The organism is Bradyrhizobium sp. NDS-1 (genome assembly GCF_032918005.1).
Taxonomy (GTDB): domain Bacteria; phylum Pseudomonadota; class Alphaproteobacteria; order Rhizobiales; family Xanthobacteraceae; genus Bradyrhizobium; species Bradyrhizobium tunisiense.
Genome location: NZ_CP136628.1, coordinates 2,850,146 through 2,867,535 on the forward strand (window position 1 = coordinate 2,850,146; position 17,390 = coordinate 2,867,535).

Annotated in this window: 12 protein-coding genes; 4 read left to right on the forward strand and 8 right to left on the reverse strand. The window is 64.6% G+C overall.

Features of this window, described 5'->3' with window-relative positions; all coding sequences use genetic code 11:
• The first annotated feature begins 105 nt into the window (after positions 1-105).
• On the forward strand, positions 106-1,665 hold the full coding sequence (locus RX330_RS13210; protein WP_249153599.1) for a carbamoyltransferase: 1,560 nt from the start codon (positions 106-108) through the stop codon (positions 1,663-1,665).
• Between the two features lie 2 nt (positions 1,666-1,667).
• Here RX330_RS13210 and RX330_RS13215 read toward each other — a convergent pair whose 3' ends face one another.
• A complete protein-coding gene (locus tag RX330_RS13215; protein ID WP_212091315.1) occupies positions 1,668-2,891 on the reverse strand; it encodes a phenylacetate--CoA ligase family protein in 1,224 nt (407 codons plus the stop codon).
• 86 nt (positions 2,892-2,977) lie between these two features.
• On the opposite strand from RX330_RS13215, the gene RX330_RS13220 reads away from it, so the two are divergent.
• The gene (locus RX330_RS13220) at positions 2,978-4,132 is read left to right on the forward strand and encodes an AGE family epimerase/isomerase (RefSeq protein WP_212091317.1); all 1,155 of its coding nucleotides are present in this window, start codon (positions 2,978-2,980) and stop codon (positions 4,130-4,132) included.
• Here the strand turns inward: RX330_RS13220 and RX330_RS13225 are convergent.
• From RX330_RS13225 to RX330_RS13250, 6 genes are all read right to left on the reverse strand, one after another.
• Entirely contained in the window at positions 4,129-4,968 is an 840-nt protein-coding gene (locus tag RX330_RS13225; RefSeq protein ID WP_212091320.1) for an ABC transporter ATP-binding protein, read from the reverse strand. The genes RX330_RS13220 and RX330_RS13225 overlap by 4 nt on opposite strands.
• A 117-nt stretch (positions 4,969-5,085) precedes the next feature.
• Positions 5,086-6,369, reverse strand: a complete 1,284-nt coding sequence (locus tag RX330_RS13230; protein WP_317243278.1) for an ABC transporter substrate-binding protein — start codon at positions 6,367-6,369, stop codon at positions 5,086-5,088.
• A gap of 44 nt (positions 6,370-6,413) precedes the next feature.
• Positions 6,414-7,487, reverse strand: a complete 1,074-nt coding sequence (locus RX330_RS13235; protein WP_212091326.1) for a branched-chain amino acid ABC transporter permease — start codon at positions 7,485-7,487, stop codon at positions 6,414-6,416.
• A gap of 3 nt (positions 7,488-7,490) precedes the next feature.
• Positions 7,491-8,384 (reverse strand): branched-chain amino acid ABC transporter permease, encoded by an 894-nt coding sequence (locus RX330_RS13240; protein ID WP_317243279.1) that lies wholly within the window; start codon positions 8,382-8,384, stop codon positions 7,491-7,493.
• 217 nt (positions 8,385-8,601) lie between these two features.
• Positions 8,602-10,533: a long-chain fatty acid--CoA ligase gene (locus RX330_RS13245; protein ID WP_317243280.1), complete on the reverse strand. Its 1,932-nt coding sequence runs from the start codon at positions 10,531-10,533 to the stop codon at positions 8,602-8,604.
• Complete coding sequence (locus RX330_RS13250; RefSeq protein WP_212091335.1) at positions 10,530-11,351, reverse strand: ABC transporter ATP-binding protein; 822 nt, start codon at positions 11,349-11,351, stop codon at positions 10,530-10,532. The genes RX330_RS13245 and RX330_RS13250 overlap by 4 nt, the downstream gene beginning before the upstream one ends.
• Positions 11,352-11,689: 338 nt before the next feature.
• Here RX330_RS13250 and RX330_RS13255 point away from each other — a divergent pair, with 338 nt between their 5' ends.
• Positions 11,690-12,364 (forward strand): Crp/Fnr family transcriptional regulator, encoded by a 675-nt coding sequence (locus tag RX330_RS13255; RefSeq protein WP_317243281.1) that lies wholly within the window; start codon positions 11,690-11,692, stop codon positions 12,362-12,364.
• Positions 12,365-12,457: 93 nt separating this feature from the next.
• Here RX330_RS13255 and RX330_RS13260 read toward each other — a convergent pair whose 3' ends face one another.
• Positions 12,458-13,720 (reverse strand): MFS transporter, encoded by a 1,263-nt coding sequence (locus RX330_RS13260; RefSeq protein ID WP_317243282.1) that lies wholly within the window; start codon positions 13,718-13,720, stop codon positions 12,458-12,460.
• A gap of 337 nt (positions 13,721-14,057) precedes the next feature.
• Between RX330_RS13260 and RX330_RS13265 the strand changes: the two genes are divergently transcribed.
• Positions 14,058-17,381, forward strand: coding sequence for an adenylate/guanylate cyclase domain-containing protein (locus tag RX330_RS13265; protein ID WP_317243283.1), 3,324 nt, complete (start codon positions 14,058-14,060; stop codon positions 17,379-17,381).
• Positions 17,382-17,390 lie beyond the last annotated feature (9 nt).

The following is a 17,390-nucleotide window of genomic DNA, read 5'->3' on the forward strand; positions in this document are numbered from 1 at the left end:
GAAGGCTCCGCAAGGGGGCTCGGCGACATGTATGTGATCGGAATCAGCTCTGGGATCAAGCACGGGCACCATGATGGTGCGGCGGTGTTATTGCGCGACGGAGAGTTGATCGCTGCCGCGGAGGAGGAGCGTTTCACGCTGGCGAAGCATGCACGTGGCGAACTGCCGCGTGGCGCGATCGGCTTCTGCCTGAAGCAGGCCGGCATTACCATGCGTGAGGTCGATTGGATCTGCTCGCCGCTGAAGACCTACACCAACTACACCCAGCGTCTCACCGAATATTTCAACTATCAGTTCGGCCACAGCCCTAAGATCGAACTCTACGACCATCACCTCTGTCATGCCGCGAGCTCGTTCTACGGCTCCGGTTTCTCGGAGGCGACCGTTGCCTGCTTCGACTTCTCGGGCGATTCCAGCTCGGGCCTCGTCGCCCATGCGCGCGGCAACGACTTCCGCGTGCTGACGCGGTTCGCCCGCAACAACAGCCTCGGGCTCTATTACGGGATGCTGACGCAGTATCTCGGCTATCAGATGACCAACGACGAGTACAAGGTGATGGGCCTGTCTTCCTATGGCAGCCCTGAATACCTCGACAAGTTTGCCAAGCTCCTGCGGCCGAACGGCATCAACTACGAGCTCGATCCCGATCTCGACAAGCGCAGGCGCGACGCCGAGATTTTCACCAGCGATTTCTCGACCCGGCAGGAGCGCATCTTCACCGAGAAGATGGAGGAGATTTTGGGGCCGCGACGACTGCGCGGCCAGCCGCTCGATCCGCGGCTGACCAACATCGCCGCAAGCGGCCAGAAGCAGCTCGAGATCGTCACCACCGAAGTGATCCGTTCCGCGATCGCCGAGACCGGCTGCGGCGACGTCTGCATCGCCGGCGGTGTCGGCCTGAATTGCAAGATGAACATGGAGATTGCGGCCGAGCCGTCCGTGAAGCGTCTCTACGTTCCGCCTGTGCCGCACGATGCGGGCGTGGCGCTCGGCGCCGCGATGATGAAATGCGCGGAGGCGGGCCACGCGATCGCGCCGCTGACCCACGCTTATTGGGGACCGGATTATTCCAACGACACGATCCGGGAGACGCTCGACAAGATCGGGGCGCGGTTCGAGCTGCTCGACGATCCCGTGTCGCGCTGCGTCACCGATTTGACCGAGCAGAAGACGGTGGGCTGGTTCCAGGGCCGGATGGAGTACGGTCCCCGCGCGCTCGGCAACCGCTCGATCCTGGCCGATCCCAGGCATGCGGGCATGAAGGACCGCATCAACCTCACCATCAAATACCGCGAGGAATTCCGCCCGTTCTGCCCGTCGGTGCTGTACGAGCGCCAGGCCGAATATTTCGAGGACACTTTCGACGCGCCCTTCATGGTGGTGACGTTCCCGGTCAATGAGAAGGTCGCCGAGACCATGCCCGCGGTGGTCCATGTCGACAACACCGCGCGCATCCAGAGCGTCCATGCGGACAGCAACCCGCTCTACAGCCGACTGATCGGCGAATTCGCGAAGGCGACCTCGTTGCCGGTTCTGATCAACACCAGCCTCAACATCAACGAGCAGCCGACCGTGAACGCCCCGCTGGAGGCGCTCCACACCTATTTCTGCTCGGGCCTGGACGTGCTGTATCTCGGCAATTACCGACTGTCGAAATCGAATTGAGCCTACCGCTCGTCCGCGATCACCTTGCCGTCGTTCGGCAGCGCGCCGGGACCGACCAGATCGACGCTTCCACCGAGTTTCGTCACGGCGCGCAAGCTGGCTGTGACCTCTTCGCGCAGGGCGTCGTTGGCGGTCGCAGTTTCCGCCTTCAGCGTCATCGCGTCGGTTTCTCCCTGTCGTGTAACGACGAGACGTAGTCTTCCGAGCGCGGAATGACGCTTGCCGATCTCGGCGATCTGTTCGGGGCGGATGAACATGCCCTTGACCTTGGTGGTCTGGTCGGCGCGGCCCATCCAACCCTTGATGCGCATGTTGGTGCGGCCGCAAGCACTTACGCCTGGCAGCGCCGCGGTAAGGTCGCCGAGAGCAAGCCGGATCCAGGGATGATGCGGGTCGAGCGAGGTCACCACGATCTCCCCGACGTCGCCGGGCGCCACGGGATCGCCGGTGCCGGGCTTGACGATCTCCAGGATCAGGTCCTCGTTCAGGATCATGCCTTCACGAGCCTCGGTCTCGAACGCGATGAGGCCGAGATCGGCGGTGCCGAAGGCCTGGTAGGCGTCGATGCCGCGCGCCTTGATCTCGGCCTGGAGCGAGGGCGGGAACGCGGCGCCCGAAACCAGCGCGCGCTTGATCGAGGAGACGTCGCGGCCGGCGCTTGCCGCGGCATCGAGCAATATCTTCAGGAAATCCGGCGTGCCGCTGTAGCCAACCGGGCGGTAAGCCTCGATCAGCTCGAACTGTTGCTCGGTATTTCCGGGCCCTGCCGGGATCACCGCGCAGCCAAGCGCACGCGCCGACGCATCGAAGATGAAGCCGCCAGGGGTGAGATGATAGCTGAAGGTGTTGAGGACGACGTCATCGGGGCGGAACCCGGCCGCGAACAGCGCCCTTGCGCCGCGCCAGGGATCGGCCTGCCGTCCCTCCGGCTCGAAGATCGGGCCGGGCGAGGTGAAGAGACGGGCAAACGAGCCGGGCGCGGCCGCCACGAAGCCTCCGAAGGGCGCAGAGGCCTTGTGCAGAGCGGGCAGTTCCGACTTGCGCAAGACCGGCAGGCCTGCCAGTGCCGCTCTGGAGGTCACGGCGGCGGGATCGACACCCCTGAGCCGGTCGGCATAGGCCGGGGCGGCTATCGCGGCTCGCAGCACCTCCGGCAGGCGGGAGAACAGATCGACCTCGCGCGCTGCTGGCTCACGCGTCTCGCGGGCGTCGTAATGGGCGGTCATGGCTGTTCTTTCCGTGTTGGCATCCGTTGCGCACCGCCACCGGCATGGGTATCAGACCGCCATTGGCGAGGCCTAGAGGGGACCCGATGGCGGACGTAGGAAACATTGCGGTGGATGAGGCTGCGGACGTGGTCGCGCGCCTGAAGCGCCGCATGATCAACGAGGCGCTGCCGCTGTGGTCGACGGTCGGCTGGGATCATTCCGCGGGCGGCTTCATCGACCGGCTGCATCGCGACGGTACTGCGGATACGGCCGCGCCGCGGCGCGTGTTCGTGCAGGCACGCCAGATCTGGTGCTACGCCAAGGCCGCGCAGATGGGCTGGTATCCCGAGGGGCGCGAAACCGCGCTGAAGGGGCTGGAGCATTTGCTGGCCAAGGCCAAAGCGCCTGACGGCAGGCCGGGTTATGTGCACAGGCTGACGCCGGACGGCGCGGTGCTCGACGGCCGGCGCGATGCCTACGACCATGCCTTCATCCTGTTCGCGCTCGCGACCGTCTACGGGCTCGACCAGGACGCGCAGGTTCGTGCGGAGATCGACGCGCTGCTGGCTTTTCTCGATGGCCGCCTCCGCTCGCCGCATGGGGGCGTGCACGAAGGCCTTCCGATGTCGCTGCCGCGCCGGCAGAACCCGCACATGCATCTGTTCGAGGCGATGATTGCCTGCTTCGACGCGACACACGATCTTTCGTTCCAGAACCGTGCCGGCGAATTCTTCGCGCTGTTCCTGGCCAATCTCTACGACAAGCAGAAGCGCATCCTGACGGAGTATTTCGAGGAGGACTGGTCGAAAATCGAACCGGTCAGCGTCGAGCCGGGGCACCAGGCGGAATGGGTCTGGCTGCTGAAGGGTTTCGAACGCATCACGGGATGTCCGACCGGGCAGCGGCGTGCCGAACTCCTGGCGACCGCGCTGCGCTATCGCGACGAGGCCACCGGCTGCCTGATCGACGAGGGGGACGACATCGGCAACATTCGCCGCAGCACGCGCCGGCTTTGGCCGCAGACCGAAATCGCGAAGGCGTGGATTGCACAGGCCGAATCCGGCGAGGCGGGCGCGGCTGACGAGGCGCGCGCGGCGCTGGTGCGGCTCGAACGACATTATCTCAGCCATCCCGTGAGGGGTGGCTGGTACGACCAGTTCGATCGCGACGGCAAGTCGCTGATCGACACCATTCCCGCGTCGTCGTTCTATCATGTTCTCTGCGCAGTCACGGAAGCGGAGCAGGTGCTTGAAAGTTAAAGCCAGCGCTTGCGCCGCTTGAAGCTCTTGAGGTTCTTGAAGCTCTTGCGCTGGTCGCCCGCACCTCCGAGGTAAAATTCCTTGACGTCCTCGTTGTCGCGCAGCTCATCGGCGGTGCCGTCGAGCACGACCTTGCCTTGCTCCATGATGTATCCGTGGCTCGCCACCGACAGCGCGGCGCGCGCATTCTGTTCGACCAGGAGAATAGTGACGCCGAGGTCGCGGTTGATCTTCTGGATGATCGAGAACACCTCTTTCACCAGCAGTGGCGACAGGCCCATGGAGGGCTCGTCCATCAGGATCATCTTCGGGCGCGCCATCAGCGCACGGCCGATCGCGAGCATCTGCTGCTCGCCGCCGGAGAGGTAGCCGGCAAGCCCGGTGCGCTCCTTCAGGCGCGGGAAATAATTGAAGACCATGTCGAGGTCGGCGTCGACCCCGCGGTCCCTGCGGGTGAAGGCGCCCAGCTTGAGGTTTTCCAGTGACGTCATGTCGGCGACGATGCGCCGCCCCTCCATCACCTGGAAGATGCCGCGGCGGACGATCTTGTCGGGGTCGATGCCGTCGATCCGCTCGTTGTCGAACACGATTTCGCCGCGCGTGACCTCGCCGTCCTCGGTCTTGAGCAGCCCGGAGATCGCCTTCAGCGTCGTCGACTTGCCGGCGCCGTTGGCGCCCAGCAGCGCCACGATCGCGCCCTTGGGCACGTCGAGGCTGAGGCCGCGCAGCACCAGGATGACGTCGTCATAGACGACCTCGATGTTGCGCACGGCGAGGAGGGGGGCCGACGCCAGGGCGGTTGTCTTGGTGCGAGATGCTTCGAGGGTGTCAGTCATTGGGGAGCCTTGCTACGCTCGTCATGCCCGGGCTTGTCCCGGGCATCCACGTACTTAGTGCCGTGAGGTCAGACGTGGATGGCCGGGACAAGCCCGGCCATGACGTCTGAGTTTGCGTTACCAGCCCAGCAATTCCGGCTTACGCGGCAGCTCGACGGTCTTGACCTTCTCGAGCTTGATCGTGCCCTTGGTCATGAGATCGTTGAGGTCGCCGTCGGTCGCGCCCGAGATCTTGGTGCGATAGAGATCGACCTTCATCGTGCCGCGATGGTCCTTGTCGGTCCAGGTCGAGGGATTGCAGACGCCTTCCATTCCGGCCGGCACCCAATCCTTCTTCTGGTAAAAGCCCTTGGCGACGTTCTCACCGGTGGCACCGCCATTCTTGGCGGCCCAGTCGATCGCCTCCTTCATGTAGAGCGCCGAGCAGACGGCCGCGACGTAGTGCACGGGGCGATAGACCTTGCCGCTGGCGTCGGACATCTTCGAGATTTCCATCAACGTCTTCATGCCGGGCGCATCGCCCCCCCAGCTCACCGCGGTGCGCAAGGGGAAGATCACGCCGTTGGCGGCATCACCTGCGGTCTTGGCGGCGTTCTCGTCCATGCCCCAGACATTGCCCATGAACTGGATTTCGACGCCGGCGGTCTTGCAGGCCTTCAGAACCGAGATGTTGGAGGCGGCGGTGTTGCCGAGATAGGCGTAGTTGGCTCCCGAAGATTTCAGGCTCAGGCACTGGGCGCTGTAGTCGCCCGGCGCGAGCGCGAACACCAGCGGCGGCAGCACCTCGAAGCCGAGCTCCTGCGCCATCGCTTCACCGGCAGCCTTCGGCGCGTTCGGATAGGGATGGTTGGCGCCCATATGCACGAATTTCGGCTTGCCGGACTTGCCCTTGGCCTTCCAGTCCTCGGCGGCCCACATCAGCATCGCGCGCAATGCGTCCGAATAGCTCGGGCCATAGAAGAAATTGTAGGGCGCGGGCTTGGCCTTGCCGCTGATGCCTCCGGGATCGGTGAGGGCGGCGGCGTAGGAGCCGGACATGTCGGGGATCTTGTCCTGGGCGAGGAAGCCGGTCAGCGCCTCGGTGTCGGCGGTCCCCCAGCCCATGATCGCGGCGACCTTGCTGTCCGGCGCCGACCACTTCTTGTAGAGCGCGATCGCGCGGGGCACCTGATAGCCGTAGTCGTTGGTGTCGAGGTTGAGCTGCTTGCCGCCGACGCCGCCTTTCTTGTTGACCCAGGCGAAGGTGTCGGCGACGGCCTGGCCAAAGGGCGTGCCGACATCGGAGGTGCCGCCAGAATAGTCGGCGAGGTGCCCGATCGCGATCTGCGCCTGCGCGCCCGCCGAAAATGCGGCGATCGCGATGGCGAGCGATGCGGTGCTCAAAAGGGACTTCATCGTCATGGGTCGGTTCCTCCTGTTTATTGTTTAAGTGAAGTTGCCCGCGCTCAATGCGAGAACGGGTAGAGTTTCCAGTATGCCTTGATCTGCCGCCAGCGATGCGCGAGCCCGTCAGGCTCGAACATCAGGAATGCGATGATGATCACCCCGATCGCGATCTCGCGCAGGAAGGTGATGTTGGTGTTGAGCGACAGCGCCTTGTCGATCACGCCGCCCTTCAAATAGTGGCTGATGAACTCCATCCCCTCGGGCAGGAGCACCACGAAAGCGGTGCCCATCAGCGTGCCCATGATCGAGCCGGTGCCGCCGATGATGATCATGGCGAGGAACAGGATCGAGCGCTCGATGCCGAATCCTTCCTGGGAGACCACGAGCTGGTAGTGCGCATAGAGCGCGCCCGCGATGCCGGCGAAGAAGGCGGCGAGGCCGAACGACAGCGTGCGGTACTTGGTGAGGTTGATGCCCATGATCTCCGCGGAGAGATAATGGTCGCGGATCGCCACCAACGCGCGGCCGTCGCGGGTGCGCATCAGATTGGTGACCAGGATATAGCTCGCCAGCACATAGGCCAGCACGACGTAGAAGTACTGTTTGTCGCCGCGCAGCGTGTAGCCGAAGATCGAGAACGGGTTTGCGCTTGCCGGCACCGAGCCGCCCGAAAACCATTCGGCACGGGAGAAAAAGTCGAGCAGGATGTATTGCGCCGCGAGCGTCGCAATGACGAGGTACAGTCCCTTCAGCCGCGCGGCCGGGATGCCGAAGACCAGGCCGACCAGCGCGGTGACGACGCCGGCGAGCGGGATTGCGAAGAATACGGGGATCGGCGCGTTGTTGGAGATGTAGGCCGAGGTGAAGGCGCCGAGCAGGAAGAAGGCCGCGTGCCCGATCGAGATCTGGCCGGTAAAGCCGACGAGGATATTCAGACCGAGTGCCGCGATCGAGAAGATGCCGATCTGGATCAGGATGCTGAGCCAGTAGCCGCTGAAGAACTGCGGCGCTAGGCACAGCAGAAGCACGCCCGCGATAGCGAAGTTGCGGCTGGTGGTGGTCGGGAAGATCGTGGTGTCCGCCGCGTAGGAGGTACGGAAGTCACCAGCAGGAATGAGGGCAGGGCCGGCCATGGGTCAGATCCGCTCGATGTCGTGGGTGCCGAACAGGCCGTAGGGCTTGATCATCAGCACGATGATGAGGACGTAGAACGGCGCGATCTCGTACAGATTGCCCCAGTGCAGGTACTCGCTGTCGACATATTGCGCGACATTCTCGAGCAAGCCGATGATGATGCCGCCGAGCACGGCGCCGCCGACGGAGTCGAGCCCGCCGAGGATCGCCGCGGGAAACACCTTGATGCCGTAGCCGGCAAGGCCCGAGGACACGCCGTTCACGACCGCGACGACGACGCCTGCCACCGCGGACACCGTCGCCGAGATCGCCCAAGCCATCGCGAACACGCTCTTCACGGAAATGCCGAGCGACTGCGCGACCTGCTGGTTGAACGCGGTAGCGCGCATTGCGAGGCCATATTTCGATGCGCGGAAGAACCAGGCCATTCCGATCATCATGGCGACGGAGACCACGAGGCTCATGACATAGACGGTCTGGATCTGGAGGCCGAGCAGGCTGACGGACTGGCTCTCGAACACGCGCGGGAACGGCTGCGGATTGACGCCGAACATCCATTTCAGCGTCGCCTGGAGCACGGTCGACAGGCCGATCGTCACCATGATCACGGAAATGATGGGCTCGCCGATCATCGGACGCAAGATCAGGACCTGGATCGCGATGCCGAACACGAACATGAACACCAGCGTCATCGGCATGCCGATCCAGAACGGCACCTGGTACTTCGCCAGCAGGGCCCAGCACACCCAGGCCCCGACCAGAAGCAGCTCGCCTTGCGCGAAATTGACGACCTGCGTCGCCTTGTAGATCAGCACGAACGACATCGCGACCACGCCATAGAGCGTGCCGACCACGAGGCCGTTGACCAGGAGCTGGATGAGGAAAGCGGTGTTCATGTGATGCTCGCGGACAAATGCGGCGCGCTCTTCCCCTCTCCCCTTGTGGGAGAGGGTGGCTTCGTGAAGCGAAGACGGCTGAGGGGGTGTTTCGGCAGTGACGGTGCGGAGAGACGACCCCTCGCCCGAGTGAGGATGTGGCTGATATCGGTGAGGCCCTCTCCCACAAGGGCAGAGGGCGCATCATCCGGCATCGCGCGCTGGGCGGGAAGCGAGCTCACTCCGCAGCCTCCGCCATGTGCCCGTGCCCGCCGAGATCCACCACGCGCAGCGTCGTGCGGACACGCTGCGTGGTGCCGTCCTGGAAGCGGATAACGGTGTCGACGGGGATGTCGGCATCGCCGCGGTAGATGGCGTCGATGATCCCGGCGTATTTCTCGTTGATGACGCTGCGGCGCACCTTTCTGGTGCGGGTGAGCTCGCCGTCGTCGGCGTCGAGCTCCTTGTAGAGCAGCAGGAAGCGCGAGATGCGCTGGGCCGGCGGCAGCGTCGCGTTGACGGTCTCGACCTCCTTGTGGAGCAGCGCATAGACTTCGGGCCGCGAGGCGAGGTCGCTGTAGGTCGTGAACGAGAGGCGGTTCTTCTCCGCCCATTTGGAGATGATGGAGTAGCGGATGCAGATCATTGCTGCGAGCGCGTCGCGACCAGCCCCGAGCACCACGGCTTCGGCGATATAGGGCGAGAATTTCAGCTTGTTCTCGATGAATTGCGGCGAGAAGCGCTCGCCGCGCGAGGTTTCGGCGAGGTCCTTGATTCGGTCTATGACGACGAGCTGCTGGTTCGCGTTGAAATAGCCGGCGTCGCCCGACAACATCCAGCCGTCCTTGATGTCGGCGACGCTTGCCTCCGGGTTCTTGTAATAGCCAAGGAACATGTTGGGGTGCCGCACCACGATCTCGCCGACGCCGTGGATGTCGGCGTTGTCGATGCGGATCTCGACGCTGTCGGACATCGGCACGCCGGTGGTGTCAGGATCGACCTTGCCCTCGGGATGCAGCGTATAGGCTCCCAGCAGCTCGGTCTGGCCGTACAGCGTGCGCAACGGCACGCCCATCGCCTGGAAAAACTTGAAGGTCTCTGGGCCGAGCGCGGCGCCGCCGGTCGCCGCCGAGCGCAAGCGCGTGAAGCCAAGGCGGTCGCGCAGCGCGCGGAACAGGATCGCGTCGGCAAGACCGGAGCGCTTGCCCTGCGCGAGAGCGGCCAGACCCGACTTCATGCCGACATCGAACATGCGCTGCTTTAGGGGCGTCGCGTCCATCACCTTGGCGCGAACGTCCGCGGCGATCGACTCCCAGACGCGGGGCGCGAACAGAACGAACGTCGGCGCGATCTCGCGCAGATCGTTCATCATGGTGTCCGGCTCTTCGACGAAGTTGATCTTCATCCGGCACAGGAGGCCTTTGCCGAGCACGTAGACCTGTTCCATGATCCAGGGCAAGGGCAGCACCGAGACGTATTCGTCGTCGGGGCCCTTCGGGTCAAAGGCGAGATAGGTGGCGCAATGGCCGAGCACGCGGCCAGCCGCAAGCATCGCCAGCTTGGGATGCGAGGTCGTGCCCGAGGTTGTGCAGAGGATCGCGACATCCTCGCCCTTGGTCGCGTCCACTAGGCGATCGTAAAGCTCCGGCTCCCGCGCGGCACGTGCCCGGCCGAGCTCGGCAAACGTCTCCGCGGACATCAGTCGCGGGTCGTCGTATTTCCTCATTCCGCGCGGATCGGAATAGATGATGTGCTTCAGCTTCGGCGCGCGCTCGGCGAGGGTGAGGAGCTTGTCGACCTGCTCCTCATCCTCGGCGAAGACGAGCTGCGCCTCGCCATAGTTGAGGAGATAGGAGGCCTCCTCGTCGAGCACGTCGCGATAAAGTCCGAGGCTGAGGCCGCCAATGGCGTGTGTCGCCACTTCCGCCGCCACCCAGTCCGGCCGGTTGTCGCCGATGATGCCGATGACGTCGCCGCGGCCAAGGCCCACTTCGAGAAGACCGAGTGCAAACTCGCGCACGCGGGTCTGATAGTCGTTCCAGGTGAACACCCGCCAGAGCCCGAGATCCTTCTCGCGCAATGCGATCTCGTTGCCATGCTCCTTCGCGTTGAGCCGGAGCATCTTCGGATAGGTGTCGGCCTTCGCCACGCGGCCTGCGTAATCCATCATGCCGCGCTCTCCTGCGCTGGCGGAGCGTCGTCGGGATCGACCAGCACCTCGTCTTCCTCGCCGAGATAGGCGCGCCTGACGTGGGGATCGGCAAGCACGGTCGCCGGGTCACCCTCGGCGATCTTCTTGCCGAAATCCAGCACCATGACCCGATGGGAGATGTCCATCACCACGCCCATGTCGTGCTCGATCATCACCACCGTCATCCCGAACTCCTCGTTGAGGTCGACGATGTAGCGGGCCATGTCCTCCTTCTCCTCGAAGTTCATGCCGGCCATCGGCTCGTCGAGGAGGATGAGACGCGGCTCCAGCGCCATGGCGCGGGCGAGTTCCACGCGCTTGCGCAGGCCGTAGGAGAGGGTGCCGGCGGTGGCTTTTCGCACCGACTGGAGGTCGAGGAAATCGATGATCTCCTCGACCTTGCGGCGGTGCGCGAGCTCTTCCTTGCGCGCGCCGGTGAGCCAATACAGCGAGCCCGTGAGGAAATTGTTCTTCAGAAGGTGATGACGCCCGACCATGATGTTGTCGAGCACGCTCATGTGGTGGAACAGCGCGAGGTTCTGGAAGGTGCGGCCGATGCCGAGCGAGGCGCGGGCATTCGGCGTCAAGCCGGTGATGTCGCGACCCTGGTAGAAAAGATGGCCCTCGGTCGGCTTGTAGCGGCCGGAAATACAGTTCACGATCGAGGTCTTGCCGGCGCCGTTGGGGCCGATGATCGAGAACAGCTCACCCTCCCTGATGGCGAAGCTGACGTCGGTCAGCGCGCGGACGCCGCCGAACCGCAAGGACACGCCGCGCACTTCAAGACTGGTAGCCACCAAACGAATCCCTCCCGGTGATGGCGCACTTCAGTGGCGCTCTTCGTCCGTTCCTTCCGGGCGATCCTAGTACGGTGGTGCCGGTGAGGCCATGCAGCAGATGGTCTCGACCGGAGCCCGCGCCACTCTCGTTCCCGTTTGGGATCAAAAGCCGCATTGCCCGAGGTGGTCCTCAATAGGGGATAGCGCTATTTTGAAATGTCTCCCGGCTGACAATTCTGCGACAAAGTTTGCCGGGCGGCTGTGGCCTTCATCTTTCGTCGGATGGCGGTCGAAATCATCATGCTGCATTGCAGCAGAAGGCGGAGCGACGGATCGGTGCGGCTGGCGGCGAGATCATGATTTCCGAAGATCATCTGAAGCGCGTCGCCGCCTGGTCGCGCGAGCTCACGCGAGCGGAGATCGAGGTCGCGCGGGCCGGAATCACCGAGCGGTCATACGGCACCGGCGAGACCGTGTTCATGCGCGGCGATATTTTTGCCTATTGGGCCGGCATGGTGGGCGGCCTTGCCCGCATGGGCGGCGTCTCGCGGGACGGCAAGGAGACCAGCCTTGCCGGGCTGACGGCGGGGGCCTGGTTCGGCGAGGGCAGCGTGCTCAAGAACGAGCCGCGCCGCTATGACGTGGTCGCGCTACGCGACAGCCGCGTCGCTCTGATGGAACGCAGTGCCTTCATGTGGCTGTTCGAGAACAGCGTCGGCTTCAACCGCTTTCTGGTGCGCCAGCTCAACGAACGGCTCGGCCAGTTCATCGGCATGCTCGAGGTCAACCGCACGCTGGATGCCACCGCGCGCCTCGCCCGCAGCATCGCCTCGCTGTACAACCCGATCCTCTATCCGGAATCGACGGCGCATCTGGAGATCACCCAGGAGGAAATCGGCGCGCTCTCCGGCATGTCCCGCCAGAACGCCAACCGGTCGCTGAACCGGCTGGAGAAGGAGGGACTGCTGCGGCTGGAATATGGCGGCATCACCATCCTCGATATCGAGCGGCTGCGCGGGTACGGTGACTAGAGCGTTTTCGAGCGAAGTGGATACCGGTTCGCGTCAAGAAACCGCGTCAGAACGAGAATCCAGAATCTCGTTCCGATTCATCAGAACGAGACTCTAGCGCGCATTGGCGGGGGCGTGCGTCGGCCAGAGATCAGCGCGCCAGCGGATCGCGATCGCCAGCATCGCGATGAAGCCCGCGGCGGCATAGAGCGAGCCGGTCGCGGAATAGCCGATGATGTCGATCAGGCTGCCGGCGGCGAGCAACCCCAGCGGCAGGCCATAGATCACCATCATGCGCACACCCATGACGCGGCCGCGCAGATGGGCACTCGCCGTTCGCATCAGGATCACGGCGGCCGAGATCATCGACATGCTCTGCGCGATACCGGCGAGAACGAGGCAGGCCATCGCCACCGGCATGGTCCTGACCTCGACGAAGATCAGTAGCATGGCGTACCAGGCCAGCGTCGCGCCGATCAGAAGCCGGGCAATGCGCAGCCCGCTGACGAGACTGAGCGTGATAGAGCCGATCAGCGAGCCGACGGCGAAGCTCGCCGAGAGATAGCCGAGGCCGGTCTGGTCGGTCTGAAAGATCTCTCGCGCGATATAGGGCAGCAATCCGCCGGTGAAAGGAAAAGCGGTGAGGTTGGCAAGGAAAGCGACGCAGAGCGCCGCGCGCATTCCCGGGCCGTTCCACGCGTAGACGATCCCCTCCTTGAGGTCGCCGAACAATCGCGAAATGGCGCGGCTGTCGGCGGGAAGATCGGTCGTGGTGATAATTCTCTTCGGCCGGGTCAGGCAGAGCATGAGAAGCGCGGCCGAGAAGTAGAGACAGGCGATCGCCACATAGACGAGGCCGATGCCGAGGACGGCGAACAGCCCGGCGCCCGTCAACGCTCCGGCGATGCGGGCGCTGTCCTGGGTGGTGCGTGCAACGCTGATGGCGCCCACCAGTTGCTCGGGCGGCATGATCTCGGCGAGCAGCGCGCCCCGGACGCCCAGATCCGAAGGGCGGATCAGGCCCATGATCGCGACGATGATCATGACGCTCAGCGGCGACAAATGACCGGTCAGCGCCAGAACCATGATGGTCGACGAGAGCACCGTATAGGCCAGACGCATCACGACCAGCAGATCGCGATGGCCCATGCGGTCGCCGATCATGCCGAACACCGGCGCGACCAATGTCCCGACGAACTGGAGCGAGGCAAGCACGGTGAGCAGCAGCACCGAGCCGGTCTCGACCAGGATGTACCAGCCGAGCACCAGCGTCTCGACCTCGAAGGCCCAGGAGGTGAGCAGGTCGGACGGCCACTGGAAGCGATAGTTGCGGATGCGGAATGGCGCGAGCGCGGAAGGTCGTGCGGCTGTGTTCAAGATGCGATGACGGGTTTCACGGCGATTCCCTGCCCTTATTATTCGTTCTTCTGTTCGTGAGCGTAGTACCGGTGACGCGCGTGTCAATTGACGCTACGGCATGCCGCCATGCTTGCCGACAATTTGCGCTGCGCCATGAATCACTTCGCGCTGCGGCCGGCTTTCGATCCGCCAGTGCACCCGCAGCATTGCTTCGCCGTCTGATCCGCTACGAAGGGGGGACCAGTCGCCGCCGCTTGCTCTTCCGGTCCGTCGAGCCCATTCTGGTCCGCATCCTGGGCCCATGAGGTCGGGCTCAGCGGATAGCGCCATCGCGGCTCCCGCGAGGTTTTGGGCCATGAACTGCTCGGGTTGCGGTTTCGAGGTTCAGAGCGGCTTTGCCTTCTGCCCGCAGTGCGGCACGAAGCAGCCGAGCGCGTGCCCTGGTTGCGGCTTTCCATGCGCACCGGATTTCGCGTATTGCCCGAAATGCGGCACTCTCGTCGCTGCGGCCCCCAAAGGCGGCGGGCAGGCAGCGGTGCGGACGGACTCGACGGCAGTCCCGTCGAGCTCCTCTTCGCCACCGCTCGTGCTCACGCCCGAGGCCCAACACGCATTTCGACGGCCGTCGGACAAAATCGATAGCGAAGCGAACCGCCGCACCATCACCGTGCTGTTTGCCGACCTCAGCGGCTTCACTGCGATGAGCGAGCGGCTCGACCCCGAGGACATGCAGACGCTTCAGAACGAATTGTTCGCGGAGCTGACGGCCGCGGTGCAGAGCTTTGGCGGCTTTGTGGACAAATTCATCGGCGATGCGCTGCTCGCACTGTTTGGTGCGCCAGCCGCGCACGAGGACGACCCGGAGCGGGCAGTCCGCGCTGCCCTCGACATGATCATCCGGACGGCGCGACTTAGCGAGCGCGCGAAGGCCTATGCCGGTTCGCCGCTGCTGCTCCATGTCGGCATCAACACCGGACACGTCGTTGCGGGCGGGCTGGGCGTGGGCGTTGCCAAATCCTATTCGGTGACCGGCGACACCGTGAATACCGCCCAGCGGCTGCAGTCGATGGCGCCTCCGGGCGAGGTGCTGGTCGGACCGTTGACCTACCGTCTGACGCGGCATGCGTTCGCCTATGATTCGCTTGGCGAGGTCTCGCTCAAGGACAAGATGGGCAGCGTTCTGGTCCATCGTCTGAAGGGACCGCTCGATACGCCCCGTGCGGCACGAGGCCTCGACACGCTGGGCATTGATGCGCCGCTGATCGGACGCGACGCTGAGCTCGCGCGCGTGATCGGCAGCCTCGATCGCGCGTGCGGCGGCGCGGCTCAGCTGGTGCGGCTCGTCGGCGAGGCCGGCATCGGGAAGACACGCCTGGTGAGCGAATTCGTCGTCCGCATCGGCGAAGAGGATCGCTTCGCAGGCGTGGCGATCCGGCAGGCGGTCTGCTCGCCGCTCGGCGAACAATCCTATGGCACACTCGCCGCCGTGCTGCGCAGCGCCTATGGCATCGCACAGAAGGCCGGCGCCGCAGAGGCGGAGGCGAAGGTTGCCGAAGCGCTGTCGGAGCTTGGCCTCGCGACCGACGAGGCCGACCGCCTGATGCCTCTCTATCTGCACGTTCTTGGCCACGGCGACCGCGACGCCGTGCTCAGGCACGTCGAGCCCGAACAGCTCCGTCGGCAGATCTTTTTCGCGATCCGTACCATCTTCGAACGCCGGCTCGCGCTGTCGCCGCTGCTGATCATCGTCGAGGATCTGCATTGGGCCGATGCGGTGTCGCTCGAAGCTTTGCGGTTCCTGATGGACCGGCTGGAGCGGTCGCGGCTGATGCTGCTGTTCACACATCGGCCGATGCTGGAGCTGGATCAGTTCGGTTCGAGCCGGATCAGTCACGCCACTCTTCGGCTGGCTCCGCTTGGCGACACTGACGGACAAAGGCTGATCGCGGCGTACTTCGGTCACAGTCTGCGTGAACCGCCGGGACATTTGTTCAGCCGTATCCTCGAGCGCGCCGGCGGCAATCCGCTTTTCCTCGAGGAGATCATCCGCGGTCTCATCGAAGCCGGCACCCTCGTGCGTGACGGCGCGCAGTGGCGGATGAAGGCGGATGAGGCCGCCGCCGATATTCCAGCGAGCATTCAGGCGCTGTTGCTGGCGCGCCTGGATCGGTTGCCGCATCAGGTGAGGCGCCTGGCCCAGGAAGCCGCAGTGATTGGCCCGCGCTTCGATGCGGCCGTTCTCGGTGCGGCGGCAACCGAGCCGGCAAGGGTCGAGCCGGGGCTCGAACTTCTGTGCGACGCCGAGATCGTCGAGGAGGTCGCAGGCTCGAACTCGATTTCGCTGCGGACCTACCGCTTCACGCAGACCATGCTTCAGGACGTGATCTATCAGAACCTGCTTCTGCAGCGCCGGATCGAGCTCCACGGACGGATCGGCGCCGCGCTGGAGCGGCTCTATGGCAACGAGCCCGAGCAGCTCGAAGATCTCGTCCTGCTTGGACACCATTTCAGTCTCAGCGCAAGCAAGCCGAAGGGCGCGCGCTATCTGCGCGCGGCCGGCGATCGCGCACGCGCGAGCTATGCCAACGACGATGCCATCCGCTTCTATCAGCAGTCTCTCGCCGTGCTGCTCGCCGGCGGCGAACGGAGCCCGGAACGCCTGGTCCTCTATGAGCGGATCGCGGATCTCTGTCGCGTGGCTGGCCGCCGAAGCACGGCCGAGGAGCACTACCGACGCGCCCTTGAGGAGCATCGCACGGCCGGGGACCGGATCGGCGAAGCGCGAATTCTTCGCAAGCTCGGCCACCTGTTGTGGGACGCCGGCAAGCGCACCAGCGCCGAGACACATTATGCCGAGGCGGCCGAGCGGCTTGGCGGGACAGATGCGCCGATCGAGTGGGCGCATCTCCTGCAGGAGCGCGGCCGTCTCGCGTTTCGTGTGGGGGATCACGTCGCCGCCGCCAGGTGGGCAGACGAGGCGCTCGGCTTCGCGCGATCCGCGCCGGCGAACGCGGACGAGCAAGTCGGGAGCGAGGCGGCGCGCGCCATTGCGGAGGCACTCAACACCAAGGGGGTTGCGCTGGCGCGGCTTGGGCGACACCAGGAGGCGGTGCGCGAGGTGGAGCAAAGTGTCGCGGCAGCCGAAGCCGCCGGCCTCCTCAACGTAGCGTGTCGCGGCTACACCAACCTTGGCGTGCTCTACACGATCGTCGATCCGGCGAGAGCGATGGAGGTTTGCAGACGCGGGCTCGATGTCGCGCATCGTATCGGCGACCTCGGCTTCCAGGCCCGCCTTCTTGCCAATTATGCCGTGGCCTGTTGCACCTTCACGGACAGATGTGCCGAGGAGGGGGTGCCGGCTGCCGAAAAGGCGATCGAGATCGACCGTGCGCTCGATCAGCGCGAGCACCTCCCCGTACCCCTGATCGTGCTCGGGCAAATCCATCAATGCCATTTCCGGCCCGATCAGGCTGCCCGCTGCTACAATCAGGCCATCGAGGTCGCCAGCGAAACCGGCGAGCCGCAGCAGCTCTTTCCATGCTATGATGGTCTCGCGACGCTGAACCTTGATCGCGGTGATTTGCCCGAGGCCGAGCGGTATTTCGCGCTGGCCGATGACGTCTGCACCAGGCACGGGCTTGATCCCGCCGGACTGATTGTACTGCCATTTCTTGACTAGGTCATGTGA